The organism is Desulfobacterales bacterium (assembly GCA_034003325.1).
In the GTDB taxonomy this organism is placed as follows: domain Bacteria; phylum Desulfobacterota; class Desulfobacteria; order Desulfobacterales; family JAFDDL01; genus JAVEYW01.
In genome coordinates this window covers 141,748-159,892 of record JAVEYW010000005.1, presented here as the reverse complement: position 1 = coordinate 159,892, position 18,145 = coordinate 141,748, and the positions used below count along the sequence as shown (strand labels likewise).

At 51.0% G+C, this 18,145-nt stretch carries 18 protein-coding genes; 2 read left to right on the top strand and 16 right to left on the bottom strand.

Features of this window, described 5'->3' with window-relative positions:
- Positions 1–105: 105 nt before the first annotated feature.
- The 13 genes from RBT11_06990 to RBT11_06930 all read right to left on the bottom strand — a co-directional run bounded on the left by RBT11_06990 (position 106) and on the right by RBT11_06930 (position 10,284).
- A complete protein-coding gene (locus tag RBT11_06990; GenBank protein MDX9786502.1) occupies positions 106–2,016 on the bottom strand; it encodes a methyl-accepting chemotaxis protein in 1,911 nt (636 codons plus the stop codon).
- A 275-nt stretch (positions 2,017–2,291) separates the two neighbouring features.
- Positions 2,292–2,687: a hypothetical protein gene (locus RBT11_06985; protein ID MDX9786501.1), complete on the bottom strand. Its 396-nt coding sequence runs from the start codon at positions 2,685–2,687 to the stop codon at positions 2,292–2,294.
- An 18-nt stretch (positions 2,688–2,705) separates the two neighbouring features.
- A complete protein-coding gene (locus RBT11_06980) occupies positions 2,706–2,996 on the bottom strand; it encodes a Nif11-like leader peptide family natural product precursor (GenBank protein ID MDX9786500.1) in 291 nt (96 codons plus the stop codon).
- A 339-nt stretch (positions 2,997–3,335) separates the two neighbouring features.
- Complete coding sequence (locus RBT11_06975) at positions 3,336–4,019, bottom strand: cytidylate kinase-like family protein (protein ID MDX9786499.1); 684 nt, start codon at positions 4,017–4,019, stop codon at positions 3,336–3,338.
- 230 nt (positions 4,020–4,249) lie between these two features.
- Positions 4,250–4,531 (bottom strand): TIGR04076 family protein, encoded by a 282-nt coding sequence (locus tag RBT11_06970; GenBank protein MDX9786498.1) that lies wholly within the window; start codon positions 4,529–4,531, stop codon positions 4,250–4,252.
- Positions 4,528–5,406, bottom strand: a complete 879-nt coding sequence (locus RBT11_06965; protein MDX9786497.1) for an Mrp/NBP35 family ATP-binding protein — start codon at positions 5,404–5,406, stop codon at positions 4,528–4,530. The genes RBT11_06970 and RBT11_06965 overlap by 4 nt, the downstream gene beginning before the upstream one ends.
- Before the next feature lie 49 nt (positions 5,407–5,455).
- Positions 5,456–5,617, bottom strand: coding sequence for a hypothetical protein (locus RBT11_06960; protein ID MDX9786496.1), 162 nt, complete (start codon positions 5,615–5,617; stop codon positions 5,456–5,458).
- Positions 5,618–5,648: 31 nt separating this feature from the next.
- Positions 5,649–5,993, bottom strand: coding sequence for a CGGC domain-containing protein (locus RBT11_06955; GenBank protein ID MDX9786495.1), 345 nt, complete (start codon positions 5,991–5,993; stop codon positions 5,649–5,651).
- 94 nt (positions 5,994–6,087) lie between these two features.
- Entirely contained in the window at positions 6,088–6,549 is a 462-nt protein-coding gene (locus RBT11_06950) for a NifB/NifX family molybdenum-iron cluster-binding protein (protein MDX9786494.1), read from the bottom strand.
- A gap of 469 nt (positions 6,550–7,018) precedes the next feature.
- On the bottom strand, positions 7,019–8,371 hold the full coding sequence (locus RBT11_06945; protein ID MDX9786493.1) for a sigma 54-interacting transcriptional regulator: 1,353 nt from the start codon (positions 8,369–8,371) through the stop codon (positions 7,019–7,021).
- A gap of 135 nt (positions 8,372–8,506) precedes the next feature.
- On the bottom strand, positions 8,507–9,229 hold the full coding sequence (locus tag RBT11_06940; GenBank protein MDX9786492.1) for a superoxide dismutase: 723 nt from the start codon (positions 9,227–9,229) through the stop codon (positions 8,507–8,509).
- Positions 9,230–9,300: 71 nt separating this feature from the next.
- Positions 9,301–9,822, bottom strand: coding sequence for a hypothetical protein (locus RBT11_06935; protein MDX9786491.1), 522 nt, complete (start codon positions 9,820–9,822; stop codon positions 9,301–9,303).
- A 75-nt stretch (positions 9,823–9,897) separates the two neighbouring features.
- Positions 9,898–10,284 (bottom strand): hypothetical protein, encoded by a 387-nt coding sequence (locus RBT11_06930; protein ID MDX9786490.1) that lies wholly within the window; start codon positions 10,282–10,284, stop codon positions 9,898–9,900.
- Positions 10,285–10,743: 459 nt separating this feature from the next.
- Here RBT11_06930 and RBT11_06925 point away from each other — a divergent pair, with 459 nt between their 5' ends.
- Positions 10,744–11,271 (top strand): Slp family lipoprotein, encoded by a 528-nt coding sequence (locus tag RBT11_06925; GenBank protein MDX9786489.1) that lies wholly within the window; start codon positions 10,744–10,746, stop codon positions 11,269–11,271.
- Here RBT11_06925 and ppdK read toward each other — a convergent pair whose 3' ends face one another.
- The 3 genes from ppdK to RBT11_06910 all read right to left on the bottom strand — a co-directional run bounded on the left by ppdK (position 11,272) and on the right by RBT11_06910 (position 14,926).
- A complete protein-coding gene (ppdK, locus tag RBT11_06920) occupies positions 11,272–14,007 on the bottom strand; it encodes a pyruvate, phosphate dikinase (protein ID MDX9786488.1) in 2,736 nt (911 codons plus the stop codon).
- 243 nt (positions 14,008–14,250) lie between these two features.
- On the bottom strand, positions 14,251–14,613 hold the full coding sequence (locus tag RBT11_06915; GenBank protein ID MDX9786487.1) for a hypothetical protein: 363 nt from the start codon (positions 14,611–14,613) through the stop codon (positions 14,251–14,253).
- A gap of 124 nt (positions 14,614–14,737) precedes the next feature.
- Complete coding sequence (locus RBT11_06910) at positions 14,738–14,926, bottom strand: hypothetical protein (protein ID MDX9786486.1); 189 nt, start codon at positions 14,924–14,926, stop codon at positions 14,738–14,740.
- Between the two features lie 469 nt (positions 14,927–15,395).
- On the opposite strand from RBT11_06910, the gene RBT11_06905 reads away from it, so the two are divergent.
- Positions 15,396–18,119, top strand: coding sequence for a 2-oxoglutarate dehydrogenase E1 component (locus tag RBT11_06905; protein MDX9786485.1), 2,724 nt, complete (start codon positions 15,396–15,398; stop codon positions 18,117–18,119).
- Positions 18,120–18,145: the final 26 nt, after the last annotated feature.

The following is an 18,145-nucleotide window of genomic DNA, read 5'->3' as shown; positions in this document are numbered from 1 at the left end:
GGTCAAGGAACTCGCGATGTGCGATTGCCCTCATTCGCTTACAGTAATCGTAAGTCATGCCGCATTCACAAAAGTCATGTCCTTTTCTTCCTGGCCGACCGGTTGTCAAGCCGATACGGCGCTGACCGTGCCCGAATTTTTAATCGAGGGGCTATCATCGGAACCAATTTTGTTTTGCCGGGCGGGATTTCGAAGAAAACGAAAGACGTTTCGGAACCCTCGGCGACCGGCAACCTTCCTTTTGATTCCCACCGTATCACTATTTCCAATGATACCGGATAGTTCTTCTGCAACCCCCACCATCAATTCCGCCTCCTGATGCATCTGTTCGGTCGCCGAGGCGGATTCCTCCGCAAAGCCGGCGTATTTACGTGTAATTCCTTCAAGATTCGCAATTGACTGGTTGATTTGCGCAATAGCCATGGTCTGCCGTGACGAAGCATTTGAAATTTCGATGATAACCTCGCCAAAACGAATCGTATGATCTGCCACGTTGCTGAAAGCGTCTTGTGCATTTTTCGCCAACTCGGCGCCACTTTGAACCTTCATGGTGGTCTCTTGAATCAAACACGCCGATGTTTTGGCCGCTCCGGCAGCCTGTTGGGCCAAATCCCTGACATGCTTGGCTACCACGGCGAACCCCCTTCCGCTCTCCCCAGCCCGCGCCGCTTCAACTGAGGCATTAAGTGCCAGCAAATTGGTCTGAAAGGCAATGCCATCAATAACATGAACGATCTTTGCGGTTTCTTTCTCTGAGTATTCAATCGCCTCCATCGAGAGCTTCAGCGCCTCCATGGTCGCAAACGCCTCGTGGACCACATTCTTACTCAACGTTACGAGTGCTTCAGCCCGGCGTGCATTGGCATCATTTTCCTTGACGGTTTCAAAGACTTCATCCAACTTCGAGAGCGCCTCATCGAGCGTGGTCGTTTGCTGGGCAGCGGCAGAGGCAACTGTGGAGGAGCCTGAAAAAACTTGCCGGGCAGCATCCGATACATGATGGGTTCCCGCGTGAATATGATTCACGGCTTTTTCAATCGGCATGCAAAGGTTTCTTATAAAAACCAGCGCGCCCATCAGGGCTAACACAACAAAAGCGGACCCTATCAGTGCGTTGAATTTCCGGATCGAGCCGGCGAGAATCATCAATTCGTCTAAATCCTGGGTAACCGCGATAGACCAGGCGATATTTGCAACCGACGCATATCCCGCCACCTTTTTAGTCCCTTTGAACTCATATTGCCCAACACCGGTGTGACCCGAAAGTATGGCTTTTGAAATATCAGCCATCCCTTCTATTTCCTTGATATTCAGTTGAAGGATATAATCGGTTTGCGGATGGGCAAGCACCGTCCCCTCTGCGTTCACCATAAACGCGTAGCCCGTTTCTCCGCTTTTGGTTCCCGCCACCAGCGCTGCCAGGGAATCCAACTTGAATGTCATGCCGATCACACCCGCAAATCGCTCCTTCTGGTCCAGTATGGGGGCGCAAAACACCATGACCGGTTTTGAGGTTATATTTGAAGCAAATACGGCACTTGAAACCGGAGCGCCCGATTCTTTGGCGGCGGGAAAAAACTGTGTGCTGCTGATGTCAACTCCATAAAATGGCGTTTCACCGTTTTCGAGCGAGCCGGCAAACAGAAGGCCATTCTTATCGCCGATATAGATGCTTTCGTAATTTCCGCCGAGTTCCTGAAGCATGTTGTGAATTTTGGTGTTGACACGTTTGGAGGTCACCTCGTCGATGCCGGCACCGCCGTAAAAGCGTATATCCATGCCGCCAAAGCTTCTGAAATTTTCCGCCAACCCTCTTACAATGCGGCCCTGTTCGGCCAACACCAGGTCCACGGACTGCGCAAGCGCTGAAGATGTCCGCATGGACTGAATTTCCGTATTTTGTCGAATCAGTTTTACGGCTTTTTCACATGAAAAATAACCAACCACCGATAGCGGTAGGCTCACGATCAAAACAACCCCCAAATAAAGCTTGAACTTGAATCCATTTTTCTTCATCTTCTTCCTCATTGTTATATCAAAAAAGAGTGTGTCGAATCCGGCAAGAGTGAATTTCTAAATCGGCATCGTAATGCCGTCAAGTTAGGCATTTATTAGGAGGGACTGGTTGGGGGGTTATTTTTCCGGCAAAACGTTGTTTTCCCAAAAGGGGCTTAAAACTGCGTTCTGTTACCTTCCGGCTGTCGTTGTTCCTCTGTTCGGATACAACCAGAAGCAGAAGGAATCACCCTTTCGTGCGCGATTATACCCATCGGGCTTTAGCAGCAACAGGGCTAATTTTCACATGTTCCATGCGCCAACACGCTAATCTCCGTAATAGCGTCTTTCAGGTCGGCGATATTTTCTTCTGTCGGACTGCTGCGATGATATTTTTCGATGGAACAAATGGACTGAATATTTTCGTACTGCAAAATACGTTTTTTGAGTGCCGCATCAATCGGCATCAATGTTTCAAGGCCCGCCATGAGATCCATATAGGTATGGTTGTCAGGTAATTGATGGTGATAATCCAATATGGCCATAATGAACCCTTCTAGAGACATGGAAAGTAGATTATATCGTATATCCGCACCAAAACGGCTCGTTGCGCCTTTGGGGGTTGCCGCTTTCAGGTATTGGTCCCCATTTTTCAACCATGTTTGCCAGTTTAGATTATGTTTTCGCATCATTTTTTCGCCTTTCTATTCCTACCCGCAGCAGCCGCTGCATGGCGTTATACATGCGGCCGGTTCCGAGCTCTGAAAGAGCAGGTGCCACCACATCTTTAATTCTTTGATCTGCTCCGCCTCTTCTTCTTCCCGGCATTGGGTCAACCGGTGGTGAACGGCTTCGTCAAAATCGCGGACTGAGAATACGAGGGTCTCTTCTCGCAGAAGGTTCTGAATTTCCGCCGCGTTCGATGTGCTGTTCAGGCGCTCGCGCAACGCGCTGTCCACCAACGCTCGATTGATAAAGGCGATGGCGTTTCCGATGGTCATATAACCTCCCCTGTTAAAAGCAAGTCCCGTCAAAAACAGCGGTTATGGGCTGTTAACAGAATTTTAAAGCAAAATGGATGCCAGCTATTAAAGAAGAGAATCGGCAGTGTCTCCGAGCGGAAGGAGGTGGGAATTATCTGCTTGATATACCGTTTGATTCGATGACGGAACGATGAAAAATACGCCTTTCCCGAAATGAAGAAGCACGCGCTTTCCCGTAAGGACAAAACTCACACTATTGTTCTTATGTTTTGTCGATGCACATTTTTGTCACCCCGAACGATGCAAAAAAACGCGAGTGCCTCCGTTTGAAAGAAGGAGGCCCGGATGAAGGTAGCGCTATTCATAGAATTTTTTCGCCCATGCGGCGCAAATGATTTCAGCCGCGGCATTCATTTCAAAGACACTCGTGTTGATAACCAGGTCGTAATTCGTGGGGTCATTGATATCGGAATGAAACGATTTTTTGATAAAGTTCGCTCGCCTGGCTTCACGATACAAAATGCGCTTATTGGCCTCTTCCTCAGACACCTTAAAGTCGCGCATGACATTTTGAATGCGATCTTCCATGGGCGCTACCACCCGCACGCTCAATCGGTTCATTTGCGGCAGAAGATAAGCGGCCCCCCGGCCAACAATCACCGCATGCCCACGGCGGCTGATGGCGTTGACCATATTTCTCAAATGATCCAGATAGACGCCCGGCCAGATATAATGTTCATCCAACAAAGAGGCGATAAAATCCTGAAATCCGGAAAACCGCTCTTTTTCCAATTTTTCCAGAACCCGAGGCGTTACCTCGGCACTTTGCGCCACTGCTTCCAGCAACTCCCGATCGAAGTAGTCAAACCCCAGCAAGGTTGCCACCTTCTGCGCGACGATGGAGCCGCCGCTGCCGGGAGCCATGTTTACGGTAATCACCGGGTATACACCCAAGCGCTTTGAATACGAGGGGTCTCCTATTTTTCTCCATTTATCGATTTGATTTTCACTGAATTTGCTCAGCGTGTTTTCGGTTGTCATGGTTTTCCCCCTATGATTTCATGTAGATAATCAGGCGTTCGACAATGGCGCCGATCGCGATAGAGACGGCCATATTCGGTCAACTTAACTTCTTCTCGTTGATCATACACCGCATAACGCCCCGTTTGTCAACCACATACCCATCGAAGGAGGTCGGGAACACCCCTTCAAAAGACAACAAAACCGGCCTTTTTCAAGGCCGGTGTCGTCTATCATCATCCAGGTAACCCCTATGCTTTGGTGCGCCTTAACTCAACCTTGACACGATTATTCGTGTTCGGGCATTCCCAGACCTGAACATCGGGGTCCGGAAAAAGCGGAAACGTGCCGCCGAACTGCAACATGTGAACCCAACCCGCAATATGGTGATAAAACAGGCCGCAAAATTCGCCACATTGATGAACACTGAGTTCAAATTCATCTCCCGGTTTCATACCGATGGTGCAATTGCCTTTGGACTCAATAATCTTTGCCGTCACCTGGTTTCCAATCTCAGGATATTTTACTGTCATGCGTTTTCTCCCTTTGGCATTTGGTTGGATTGTTGAATTTCCCGTGTGATTTTTGCCACCACTTTATCAAACGCTCTGGTAACCGCTGAAAATTTAAATTTATTTTGATAAGATTCGCCGGCGTCTTCGCATTTGACCAGATGCATATCAAAGGGAATCCGGCCTAAAAAAGGAATCCCGGCATGCGCGGCTGTTTTTTCGCCGCCACCGATGCCAAGAAACGCTATCGGCTCTCCGCAATGCGGGCACTCAAAACCACTCATATTTTCTATCAGACCGAAGACCTCCATTCCCACCGTTTTGCAAAAATTAATCGATTTTCGCACATCCGCGAGCGCTACCTCCTGGGGAGTAGTGACGATGATCGCACGGGCGTCCTTGATCAGTTGCGCAATGGTAAGCGGTTCGTCTCCAGTGCCGGGCGGCGAATCGATGATCAGACAATCGAGCGGCCCCCAGGTCACCTCGCTAATGAACTGCCGAATAGCGGAATGCTTCATCGGCCCCCGCCAAATGACGGCGCCATCCTTATCCCCCAGCAAGGATTCCACCGAGACGGCGCACAGGTTTTCGGAAAATTTTTTCGGTATTAATTTCCGTTCGCCGTCAATTTCCAGTGATCCGGTTAACCCGAGCATTCTGGGAATATCCGGTCCATGCACATCGACATCCATCAAGCCGACTTTAAAGCCTTTATTGGCAAGCGCAATGGAAAGGTTGACCGATACGCTGGTTTTTCCAACCCCCCCCTTGCCACTCATGACAATGAATTTTTGTTTGATGCCGGTCAATGCGCTGCTTGCCAGTTCATCAGGACTCGGCTCTTTTTGCGGCATTCTGTCCGCAATACCAATGCCGCTGCTTGTGCTTGCCATGTTGATACCCCTCCGTCACCTTTTTTCTCCGGTTTTTCTGATTTGTTTATCACATGTTATTTCGTGGGGGTCTGTCCGCCACCACCACGACCACCGCCGCCCTGGCCACCACCACGACCGCCGCCGCCTTTTCCGCTTCCTTTTTGCGGGGAATTACATCCGCCCTGTCCTTTCCCCGTTCCCTGGCCTTGGCCTTTGGGCCCTGTTCCATCTTTATTCGGCATTGCAACCTCTCCTTTTGCTTAAGGGTATTCGTGTGTTCCCAGTTTAACGGGAATCCCGGTTTTTTTCTCGATAATGTCGGCCATCTCCTGCGCACTCGTGTAGGGGCATCCCGGTTGTGCATTCACGAGGCAGGAACTCAAATAAATCGCGTCGGGCTTGATTTCGGACATTTTGATGGCCATTCCGACCGTGGGCACGAGCGCTCGGCCCGGGCACTCGCATTTTACGAATGCCGTGATATTGGCCGCTTCTTCAAATTTGCCCTCTCCCATGGCGGCAGCTTTTAAACACCGCCATTCACCGGGGCACCCGTATCCACTGTCCATGTATGCACCGCATCCAACCACGGCTATCTTTTTCATGGGTTCTCCTTTCGTTCCGCTATCATGTTAAAACCGTTTCAACCGGTTCCTATTCGATGTCCATGCCGGTTAAGGCAATCTTTATCCGATATCCTCAGGATCGCGGTCTCTGACCGGATCGGCTTCGGCTCGCATTCCCGCCCCGGCTTCCGGGCCGTCGGCCGAATTCCTGATGCATACCGAATGGGGACGATTTGACATCAAACAACTCAGCAGCATTTCCCCCCGAAGGGGTTAGTTCCTTGCTTAAAAACTTGTCGATGGCTTCCCGAGCCGGTATTCCCCCCACGGCCTCGTACAAATCAATCCCCGCTGCGGCCAGGGCCAGCACCGCGTTGGGGCCACATCGGCCCGTAAGCACCGCCTTAGCACCCTTTTCCGCCACAAAAGCTGCGGCCTGAATGCCCGCACCCCCTTGAAGCCCCGCATTTTCATTGGGATATGCCGCTATTGCCATCGAATCAGTTTCGACAATCAAAAAATAGGGACATCGCCCGAAGCGCGGATCAACCTGGGATGAGAGCGTCTTGCCGGCTGCGCTGACGGCTAATTTCATGGCATAAACCCTCCTTTTTCGTTAAAAATGGATCAAGCGAAGAGAAAATGACACCGTTGAATCTCTGAGGCGAAGGAGGTAGCCTGCAACATCATTCCCCCTTGCGCTTGATCCGTGCTGTGGTGAACCGTTCGGCATCACCGGTTGCCACCCCGCAGCAAATTTGTTTTTCTTTTGCTGCACCCATTCCCTCTTTTAATCTTCCAAAGCATATTCCGTGCCGTTCTTGATAGTGATGAACTCGTAGCCAATTTGAAACACACGCGACAACACAACGAGCCCAACGTTATATACTAAACATAACTGGTTTTTTCTTTGCATTCTTGGTGGTAATTTGTTTTTTATGAATTCATTATAATGATGACGAATATAAAGACCGGAAACTTAACGAGCGTTCATAAACTATTGCATTTATGCAATGCATTACTTAAGCTGCATTGCAATAGTGCAATATCCATCGCATGAAAAACTAGACGGGGTTGGCCGGCGGATGAATGTTCAACCGTTTCATTCTTCTCCAGAGCGTTGTGGGATGAATTCCCAACCGGGCAGCGCTTCGGGAGCGATTCCCGTTGAATTCCCGAAGCGTTTCATAGATGAGTTGCCGCTCCAATGCACGAAAATCGCGCGGTGTGTTTTCAAATCCTTCGTCCATGGCCAGAAGGGAGGGTCTCTCGGAAGCCTCTCGAAGATAATCGGGGAGATGCACAATTCCAAGTTGCTTTTCCCTGCAGATCAGTGACGCGTATTCAACGATGTTTTCAAGCTCTCGCACATTTCCCGGAAATTCATGCGCCATGAGAACCGACAGGGCGGCCGGTGAAATCGCCTCAATCTCACTGCCGTTAAGATGATTGTATTTTTTAATGAAATGATCGGTCAGTAGCGGAATATCCTCTTTCCGGCTTCGCAGGGGCGGCAGCGAAAGCCTGGCCACGTTGATTCTGTAGAAAAGATCCTGGCGAAAGGAACCGTCCTTAACCATTTGCGTCAGGTTTCTGTTCGTTGCCGCAACGATTCGAATATCGGCCTTCTCCGAGCGCGTGCCGCCGAGGGGCTCATACACTTTCTCCTGTAACAGGCGTAACATCTTCACCTGCAACAACGGTGACAAATCACCAATTTCATCCAGAAACAGGGTGCCTCCGCGCGCCAGCGCCACACGTCCGGGTTTATCCTTTTTCGCATCCGTAAAGGCGCCGGCCTTGTATCCGAAAAGCTCCGACTCAAGAAGGGTATCCGGCACGGCTGCGCAATTGATAATGGTTAACGGCCCGGTGCTGCGGTGACTGAGGGAATGAATCGCCTTGGCGAACAACTCCTTTCCCGAACCACTCTCACCTTCAATCAACACCGTGGTATCACTGCCGGATATCATTTCCAGCATGCCGAAAAGGCGCTTCATTTCCTTATTTTTGCTAATAATATCAAAAAAAGATTTTCTGCCGGTCAACTCTTTGCGAAGATTTTCCACTTCGCTTAAATCCCGAAAGGTTTCCACGCCGCCGATGATTTCCCCCGAAGGGTCCTTTAACAGCGCCGTGGTGATACTCACAGGCACTCTCGATCCGCCAGCATTTGCAATAAAAAGCGTCTGGCCGGCGATGGATTGCCCGGTTTGCATGGTCTTTCGAAGGGAGCAATGCTGCGCACAGATGCTGGCCCTGAAAACTTCCCAACAATATTGCCCGATGGCCGCCTGTCTGCGAATACCGGTAATTCTCTCGGCTGCCCGGTTAAAGGACGTGATCTTCCACTCCAGGTCCACCGTAAAAACGCCGTCGGCGATGCTGTCTAAAATGATCTGGGTTTGATTCTCCAAAGAGGGCTCCATGCCGTGCTCGAATAATAATTTGTCTGAACCAGCGAAGCCGGTGGCTGGGCGGCCGGGCTGTTTGTTATTGATGCGCTCGCAAAAAGCCACTGAACTTGAACCCTGCCCTTTCAACTTCATTTCTCACTGCGATTCCTTGTTTGATTCGAGCCGGGCTGCAGCAAACTCCCAATTCACCAGGTTGTCGAGCACCCCTTGCACAAAATCCGTCCGCCGGTTCCGGTAATCCACATAATAGGCGTGCTCCCAAACATCAACGGTAAACAGCGGGGTACGCCCGTGGGCAATGGGCGTATCGGCATTGGATGTCGCCATTATTTTCAGCGCATTTCCCTCCTGCACCAGCCAAACCCAGCCGCTGCCGAATTGCTCGCCAGCAGCCGCGATAAAGGCCTTCTTGAATTCATCCACACCGCCAAAAGACGCATTAATCTTTTCCAGCAATATCCCCGCAGGCGCTCCGCCGCCACCCGGCTTCATGGACTTCCAGAAAAAGGAATGGTTCCACGCCTGCGCCACGTTATTGAAAATCGAAGCGTATTCCGCTTTTCCGGCGGTTTCCCGAAGAATATTCAGGACGGATTTGCCGCCAAAGGGACTTGTCTGAAGCAGGTGATTGGCGCGCGCCACGTAGCCCGCGTGATGCTTGCCGTAGTGAAGGCGCATCGTCTCCGCGGATATATACGGTTCAAGGGCATTTTCCGCATACGGGAGCGGCTCTTGGGAAATCGGAGAATTGGCATCTCCTTTTCCGCAATGAGTGGCAGCAAACGCCAGTCCGACCATTAACAACACACTCAACCCACTGAAAACCGAACGCTTTTTATCGCTTTTATTTCGACTCATGATGGGGCTCCTTTTTTCTAACCGGTTGCGAAACACCGATGCATCGTCCTGCCGCTGGGGACTGTCTGCGCTCAGAAATCTTTTGATTTCTCCTCGGAATAGATCGGTTCAAATTGAAAATGGACCGTTTCCCTGAAAGTTGAATTTGCCCTTGTGGTAATTTCGATCACTGCCTCCAAACTGATTTTTTCATGCGGCAAGTCCAAATCGGGCAAGGTCATTTCTGCTTGATATAAGGCTTGAACTTCCTCGAACGGTGCAACGGCAAGGTGCGTCGCGGCACCCGGCAAAATGAAATCGCGCGCATGCTTATCCTTAAGCCGGATATCCATTACGCCCGCTGATTTATAATACCCCGTTCTCGCAATCACATATATGATCAAGGTGTAAGGCGAGTTGCGGTGCCCGATCTCATACCACCCCTCTTTTTCGCCAACTGTCAAAGCGCCGATCAATTTTGCACCAACAGCCATGTCTTTTTGATCAACGGCGGTTTCATGGGAGGTAAACCCATAGTTCTTCGTTATTCGGTTGTTGAGGCATCCCATTAGAACAAACCAAAGGGCCAACACCGCAGCTGCTACTTTCCGCATGCCCATTATCAGTACCTTCGATTATAACAATAGGTTCCATCCGCGAAACGGCGGCTTATAACGATAATGCCGTTTTTATCCGCATCCGCATCCGCAGTCACACCCCCCACCGCCATGCGCTGCAAGTTGGGCCATTTGTTTGACAATCGTTCGGTCATCCGCGGGCGAAGCGTCCGCAATCCTGATTTTCAGATAAGCCTCATGCCGTTGGTCAAATAGATCGCCAAGCGGCAGGCGAATATGCTCAAAAAAATCAGCGACGGATTTTTTTTCCAAATGAATCACGAACTCTTCTTCCAACGGTTTATTCGCCAACGTGCATTCAAACGGCGTCATGCCTTGGGAGCCGACACCGAAAACAAAGTCATAGGCAAGGGGTATCGGCGCAATATCCATCCGTTCCGGCGAAGTCCCGGCCTGAATCAACAGGGACACTTTGTTAAGATGCTCGACAGTGCGCATTTAAACCCTCCTTTAATCAAAATTGGTTTTGATTTCAACTTGAATAGCAGCCGTTTCTGATATTATGATACAGAAGTTATCAATGCGCAAGCCACCGCCTTTTTGATGAATGCTTTTTATCGTGTTGTTTTTTTCCACGTTAACGGCCTAATCCGGCAAAGCCGGATGCTGGAATGCTGGAATGCTGGGATGCATAAAGGCCATCTTTCACCTTCGGCGAATATACACGCAAAAGCGTGCATGTTTCTGGTAAAGGGCCTAACGCTGACTATTGCCCGCAACCCCCGTAGGGGCGAACCTGTGTGTTCGCCCTTCGTAATCAGGGCGAACACACAGGTTCGCCCCTACAATGCTGACGGTAATTCTAAAATGCACATTACATAAACGGTATATCAAAAAATTCGGTGTCCCTAACGTAATGGCACTGAAACAACTATCCCGATTAAACGGAGCCCCAATATGAAAACAATGGTTAACTTACTCATGACGCTCATGGGAATCATCATGATTGCCGGGTGCGCACCGGTCATTTCAAAGGGAGTTCTTCAACAGGTCGATTCGACGATCCGCTTTGATTCCGTTTTTCAAGACCCGGAAGCCTATCAAAACAAATCCGTGCTCTGGGGCGGGGTCATCATTACGACGAAAAACCTCAAAGAGGGAACCCTTCTTGAAATATTGCAAAAGCCGTTGACCTATGGCAAGGCGCCCGTTACCGGCGATGAGTCCGGCGGCCGCTTTTTAGCGCTTTACAACGGATACCTGGATGCCGCCTTATATACAAAAGGCAGAGAGGTTACATTGGCCGGTACGATTACGGGCCGTCGGGTCCAGCGACTCGATGAAATCGATTATCATTACCCCTATCTTATCATTAAAGAGATTCATCTCTGGGAGAAACGGAGCAGGGAAACGCAGACACCACCCCCCTTTTTCTACCCTTTTCCGTATCGATACCATTATTGGCCGTATTATCCCTACTTTTGATCATTCAGGAGTTTGCTCGCGTAACGCGGCATGGGCAGCGGCCAGCCGCGCAATGGGAACACGGAAGGGCGAGCAGGATACATAAGTCAACCCGATCCGGTGACAGAACGCGATCGAATCGGGGTCTCCGCCGTGTTCACCGCAAATGCCGCACTCAAGATCCGGATTAACGGATCTGCCTTTTTTCACGGCCATGTCCATCAACTGGCCCACGCCGTCTTCGTCGATGACGGCAAAGGGATTTTCTTCCAAGATACCGTCGGAAATGTATTTAATAAGAAATCCGCTTTCAGCGTCATCCCGGGAAATGCCGAAGGTCGTCTGTGTTAAATCATTGGTGCCGAAGGAAAAAAAGGATGCGTATTCGGCGATTCGATCCGCGGTGAGCGCCGCGCGCGGAATCTCGATCATCGTGCCGAATTTGTAGTTAATCTCAAGCCCCTGCTCTTGCATCACTTTTCGGGCCTCCACCTCCAGAAGCGCCTGTTGAACCTTGAGTTCATTGACGTGGCAGGTCAGCGGAATCATTACCTCCGGATACACCTCTCCCCCCTCTTTGGTAACTTCACAGGCCGCCTCGAAGATGGCCCTGACCTGCATGGTCGTCAGCTCCGGAATTTGAATCCCCAACCGGACACCGCGTGTGCCGAGCATGGGGTTATTTTCTCTCAAACTCTCCACCCGGGCCAGAATGTCATTTTTTTCCCGTATCTGCTTGAGCAGGCCGTCCACTTCCGCCAAGGTGCCGGCATGCTTGATTTTGATCTTCAAATCCGTTAAATCCCGAAGTAATTCCAGATGATCGGGCAAAAACTCATGCAGCGGCGGGTCTATCAGCCGGGTCACCACCGGGCGGCCGTTCATGGCGCGGAACAGGCCGGCAAAATCTTCCCGCTGAAAAGGCAGCAAGGCATCCAGTGCCTCCTGACGTTCTGTCGGCAAATCCGCCATAATCATACGGTTTAAATACGGCAGTCTCTGGGCTTCAAAAAACATGTGCTCGGTCCGGCAAAGCCCGATGCCTTCGGCGCCGTATTTCCTTGCGCGTTCAGCATCCGCCGGATAATCGGCATTGGTCCACACCTGAAGCCGCCGGAATTCATCGGCCCAAGACAGCAGCTTAATCATCCAGGGATCTTCGATATCCGTGATACTTGCTTCCAGTTGCCCCTCATAGACCGCTCCATCCGTGCCGTCTATGGATATCCAGTCCCCTTCCTTAATCACTCGGTCTTTTACCTGCATTCGACGCTTGACCATATCGATCTCAAGGGCTGAAACGCCGACAACCGCCGGTTTTCCAAATTGCCGGGCCACCAGCGCCGCGTGGCTCGTCCTGCCGCCTCGCGCGGTCAAAATGCCTTGCGCGGCAATCATGCCGTGAACATCATCGGGCTTGGTTTCGGGGCGCACCATGATAACCGGTTTTTTGTCTTTTAGCGCCCAGGATTCCGCCAGGTTCGCATCAAAGGCCACCATGCCGACCGCAGCCCCCGGGCTCACGTTCAGCCCGGTGGCCAATAACAGGTTGTGCACCCGGGCTTCCTTTTTGGCTTCCGGCTTAAATTGCGGGTGCATAAAAAAATCGACCTGATCGGGCGTAATGCGCAACACGGCTTCTTCCCTCGAAATCAAGCCTTCTTCCGCCATTGCCACCGCGATCCGAACAGCCGCCTTGGCGCTGCGCTTACCATTGCGGGTTTGCAGCATCCAGAGTTTCCCTTTTTCAATGGTAAACTCCATATCCTGCATATCACGGAAAAAATTTTCCAACTTGCCGGCCAACGTTTCAAACTGACCCCAAACTTCAGGCATCTTGTCTTTTAAGGAACCGATATCCTGAGTCAGCCGAATGCCAGCCACCACGTCCTCTCCCTGCGCATTCAGCAGGTAATCCCCCTCGATTCGTTTCTCGCCGGTGGAACTGTTCCGGGTCATGGCCACGCCCGTAGCGCTGTTTTCTCCCATATTTCCAAAAACCATGGCCACGATACTGACCGCAGTGCCCAGATTATGGGAAATCCCGGTGGCATTCCGGTAATCCACCGCACGTTTTCCGTTCCAGCTTTTAAAAACCGATTCGGTCGCCATTCTCAGTTGCTCATAGGGGTCCTCCGGAAAGTCGTGATTGGTGTGAAGCCGGTAAATCAGTTTAAATTCAAGGGTCAGGCCTTTCAACGCTTCTGCGCTCAATTCGGCATCCGTCGCCACCCCAGCGGCAAATCTGGCTTCGGCGATTTTGTCCTCGAACAACTCATCCGGCAGGTTCATGACCACATTGCCAAACATCTGCACCAACCGGCGATAGTTATCAAAGACAAATCGCTCATCCCCGATCAAGGCGGCCATGCCGACGGCGATTTCATCGTTTAACCCGATGTTCAACACCGTATCCATCATGCCGGGCATTGAAAATTTAGCGCCGGAACGGCATGACACCAGTAACGGATTGGTGGCATCGCCGAAGGTTTTGCCGGTGCGGGTTTCCAGTATTTTCAAGGCATTTTTTTCCTGTTCCCACATACCCGAGGGAAATTGATACCCACCATCGAGATACGCATTGCAGGCGTGGGTGGTGACGATAAAACCGGGTGGCACCGGAATGCCGAGCCGCGTCATCTCCGCCAGATTCGCGCCTTTCCCCCCCAACAATCCGCGCAGATCCTCCAGCTTTTTCCCCACTATTTTTTCGGCCTCACTTAATTCATCAAATAAATAGACCCATTTTGTCGACATCTTCTGGTGCCTCCGTGAAAATGGTGTTAAGGCGACAGATCGGGCAATCAAGCCGCCAGAATGAAACAGGGCGCCCATCTCCATAGGATAAAAGGCGCCCTGTCTCCATTCATTTGGTCTAAAACCGACGTTGACCGCTAAGGGATGCCTCTATCATCGAAGAGGCTCAAGAACCGGCATCCGCAACCGATACCGTTTAACCACCGCCGACGGCCGACCGTTGCCTATCGCCCGCCGGACAGGTTACATTCTGATCTTGGATTCGGTCTTTTCCGGGTGCTTGTCCAGATGCTTGCAGCGCTTCATAGCGGTTTTGGCAAATCGGGACACCACATGTTGCAGGTCCGAGTTGTTCCAGACCGATTTAAAGGTTTCCGAGGCATTCAGGCCCGCGCTGATTTTGTAGTAAGGCGCTTCTTCCGTCATGAGTGCCACATCCTCATAATTAACCTCCAGTTGATTTGAAAAAATATCTTCGAGAATCTCTTTGCTGGTATAGACAAAAAACTTCTTTACATCCTCGATCGACTCGGCACTGCTGAGTCTTTGTCTGAAGAGCGGAAGGGCCTCGTTTTCTTGCTTGGAAAAAGAAATCTGCATTTCCATAGATTACTCCTTTTGAGGCTTTTCCCCGATTCCATCAAGGCAGGAATCTTGAAAAGACGACTGTGGATTCTTTCTCACGACATTTAAAAAAGCTCTATTTGATCCAACTCTGGCATCAGAACCATCATCCGCCGGAACCGGTAAGCGTACACTGTGTAAAATCGATTTTGTTCTTACATTTCGGACAATACCGCTCCTTATCGAATTCATCCGAAAATATTTCGATCTCTTCATTGCACTGCGGGCATTTGCATGAAAAGGACGCCAATCGCCTGAAATTTTCAAAACCGGGACAATGTTGCGGGGTTGTCATTTTGAAATTCCTCCATTTTATTTAATCGGTTATCATCAGCCGGACGTGAAAAGGGATAATAATTTCCTCCAGCATACTTACAATTTAGAATCATCGTGGCGCGGATATCAAGTCGTTTTTACATCGAAAGATGCCAACGTATCGTTTGCATTACAAAATAAAGCGATAAAAGCTGAAAGACGCGGCTCCCAGATCGTCTCTCTAATTTGCGAAATCGTAGCACGCGATCTTTTTTGCGGAAAGAATCCGATTTAGCGTTGCCGCAAGTGGTTACCCTCCACGGTATTGCGACCTGCGAAGAGATTTATCATTGCCCTGCAAAAGCGCCATCAACTCTATTGACAGATTCATTATCGTTCCGTTAACCTAAATACTCATGTGACAGCATCTCAATCGGTATTTTTCAACTCAACACGCTTAACTTCCGGCATAGCCGGATAAGATCTTAGTCTCATAAAGGCGCACCGCAATGCACGGATTTGAAACCTGGAACCTCGAGTTCATTGATAAGCAATATCAACTATGGAAAAAAACCCCCGAAGCCCTGCCCCGGGATTGGCAAATTTTTTTTACGGGATTTGACTTATCATGCGACGCCCCGCCCGCTTCGGAAGAAGGGGATTGTACCGAAGACCAATCACTTCGACAAACGCGAGTGGAGGCACTGACCTACCGCTACCGGGACCTCGGACATCTGCTCTCCTGCCTGGACCCTTTGGTTGCCTGCCCCACCGATCATCCATTGCTATCCCCTGATGCCTTTGGGCTTTCAGCGGATGACCTGGAGCGATCCTTTTATACAAACCTGTTTCCGGGAAAAAGGCAAGCTGCGTTGCGCGATATCATCAAAGCGCTTAAGGAAACCTATTGCCGGTCCATCGGCGTGGAATATATGCACCTGCAGGATCCAGGCGAACGCCAATGGCTGCAATCGCAAATGGAGCCGATGCGAAATCGGCCTAATTTCAGTGCGGCCGAAAAACGACGTATTCTGGAAAAGCTTCACCACTGTAATGAATTTGAAGCCTTTTTAAATAAACAATATCCGGGACAAACGCGGTTTTCCCTGGAAGGCGCCGATGTGGTAATACCGGTTCTTGATTTTCTACTGTCCCTTGCAGCAGAAAACGGTTGCAAAGAAGTTATTCTGGGCATGGCCCATCGGGGACGGCTCAACGTGCAAGCCAATGTGCTGCATAAGTCCTATGAGGATATCTTCTGCGAGTTCGAGGGCACCTATAACCCCGCAGACGCGGTGGGCACCGGCGATGTAAAGTACCACAAGGGGTATATCGCCGACATCGTCACATCCGCCGGAAAAAATTTGCGGGTGGCGCTCATTAGCAACCCGAGCCATCTCGAAACGGTCGACCCGGTGGTGCAAGGGTGCGCCCGTGCGCGCCAGGAAATGCGGACCGACGATGCCTCCGAGCATCGGGTCATTCCCCTGTTGCTGCATGGGGATGCCGCCTTTGCCGGTCAAGGTGTTGTAGCCGAAGTCCTGAACATGTCCCAACTAGAGGGGTATCGGACCGGCGGCACCCTTCACATCGTCATCAATAACCAGATCGGCTATACCACATTGCCCGAGGATGCGCGCTCCACGCGATATTCGACGGATGTGGCCAAAATGCTCATGGTGCCCATTTTCCATGTCCACGGCGAAAATCCCGAAGCGGCGCTGCACGTCATCAGAATTGCCTGTGATTACCGCATGCGCTTTGCAAAGGACGTCGTGGTGGACATTGTTTGCTTTCGACGATACGGTCACAATGAAGGAGATGAGCCCTATTTTACCCAGCCGGGCATGTATGATCGCATCAAGGATCGCTCCCCTCTGGCCCGGATTTACGAAGCGCAACTGCTTCAGGACGGGATCATTCGGCGGGAAGAAATCGATGCCGTCACCTCCGGAATCGCGCAATGCCTGGATCTGGGTCACCAAAGTGCTAAAAAAGCAACTTGCCAGCTGCCACCGGCCCTGTTTTTTGAAAACTGGGACACCTACCACGGACGTTTTTCACATGGGCCGATTCCCACCGGCGTAAAGATGAAGCAACTCGTTTTGCTTTCCGAAAAAGTCAATGCGGTTCCCCCGGACTTTGCCGTTCACCCGAAGCTGCAACGGGTGATGGATCGCCGCAAGGATATTCTTGCGGCCAAAGACGGCGTGGATTGGGCCTTTGCCGAAACGCTCGCGTTCGCCTCCCTGCTGACTGACGGCGTTCCCATTCGGCTCAGCGGTCAGGACTGCCGACGGGGGACTTTCAGTCAGCGGCATAGCTATCTGACGGATATTCATTCAGGCAATCAGTTCGTGCCGCTAAACCACCTGTCCGACACGCAGGCCCCTTTTTCATGCTTTAACAGCCTGCTCTCTGAAGCCGGCGTACTCGGCTTCGAGTACGGATACGCGTTGGCCAGACCGGAATGCCTCACCCTCTGGGAAGCGCAGTTCGGAGACTTCATTAATAACGCCCAATCTATCGTTGATCTTTATATCGCCAGCGGCGAATCAAAGTGGCAGCGATTGTGCGGCCTGGTGCTGTTGCTTCCCCACGGAATGGAAGGCATGGGGCCCGAGCATTCCAGCGCCAGACCAGAGCGGTTTTTGCAACTTTGCGCGGACGAGAACCTTCTGGTCTGCCAGCCGACGACACCAGCCCAATACTTTCATCTGCTGCGCAGACAGGCCAAGGCGAGCTTCAGAAAACCCCTGGTGGTGCTGACCCCCAAAAGCCTGATGCGCCATCCCAAAGTGGTCTCTTCGTTTTCCGACATGAGCAACAGCGGGTTTCAAGCGGTGCTGGATGATCCGAAGCCTTCAGCCGATGCCACGCACCTTCTGTTTTGCAGCGGCAAAATTTTCTATGAACTGCTGGCGGAACGCGAGAAATCAGCACACCATAACCTCGACATTATTCGAATCGAACAGTTATATCCGTTTCCCGAAGCCGAACTGAAAAAGATTCTGGCCAAATACCCCAACGCCGTTTCCCGGCATTGGGTGCAGGATGAGCCCGAGAACATGGGCGCGTGGTTTTTTATTCGTCACAGACTCCAAGCCATTGTGAATGACAAAGTCGGCTACATAGGCCGCAAGCCGTCACCCAGCCCGGCGACGGGCCTGCCGCCCGTATACCGGAAGGAACAGGCGGCAATTCTGAAAGCCGTTACCAACTTGGGACGTTGAGAGTTGCGCCCCGAGCATTCGAAAAG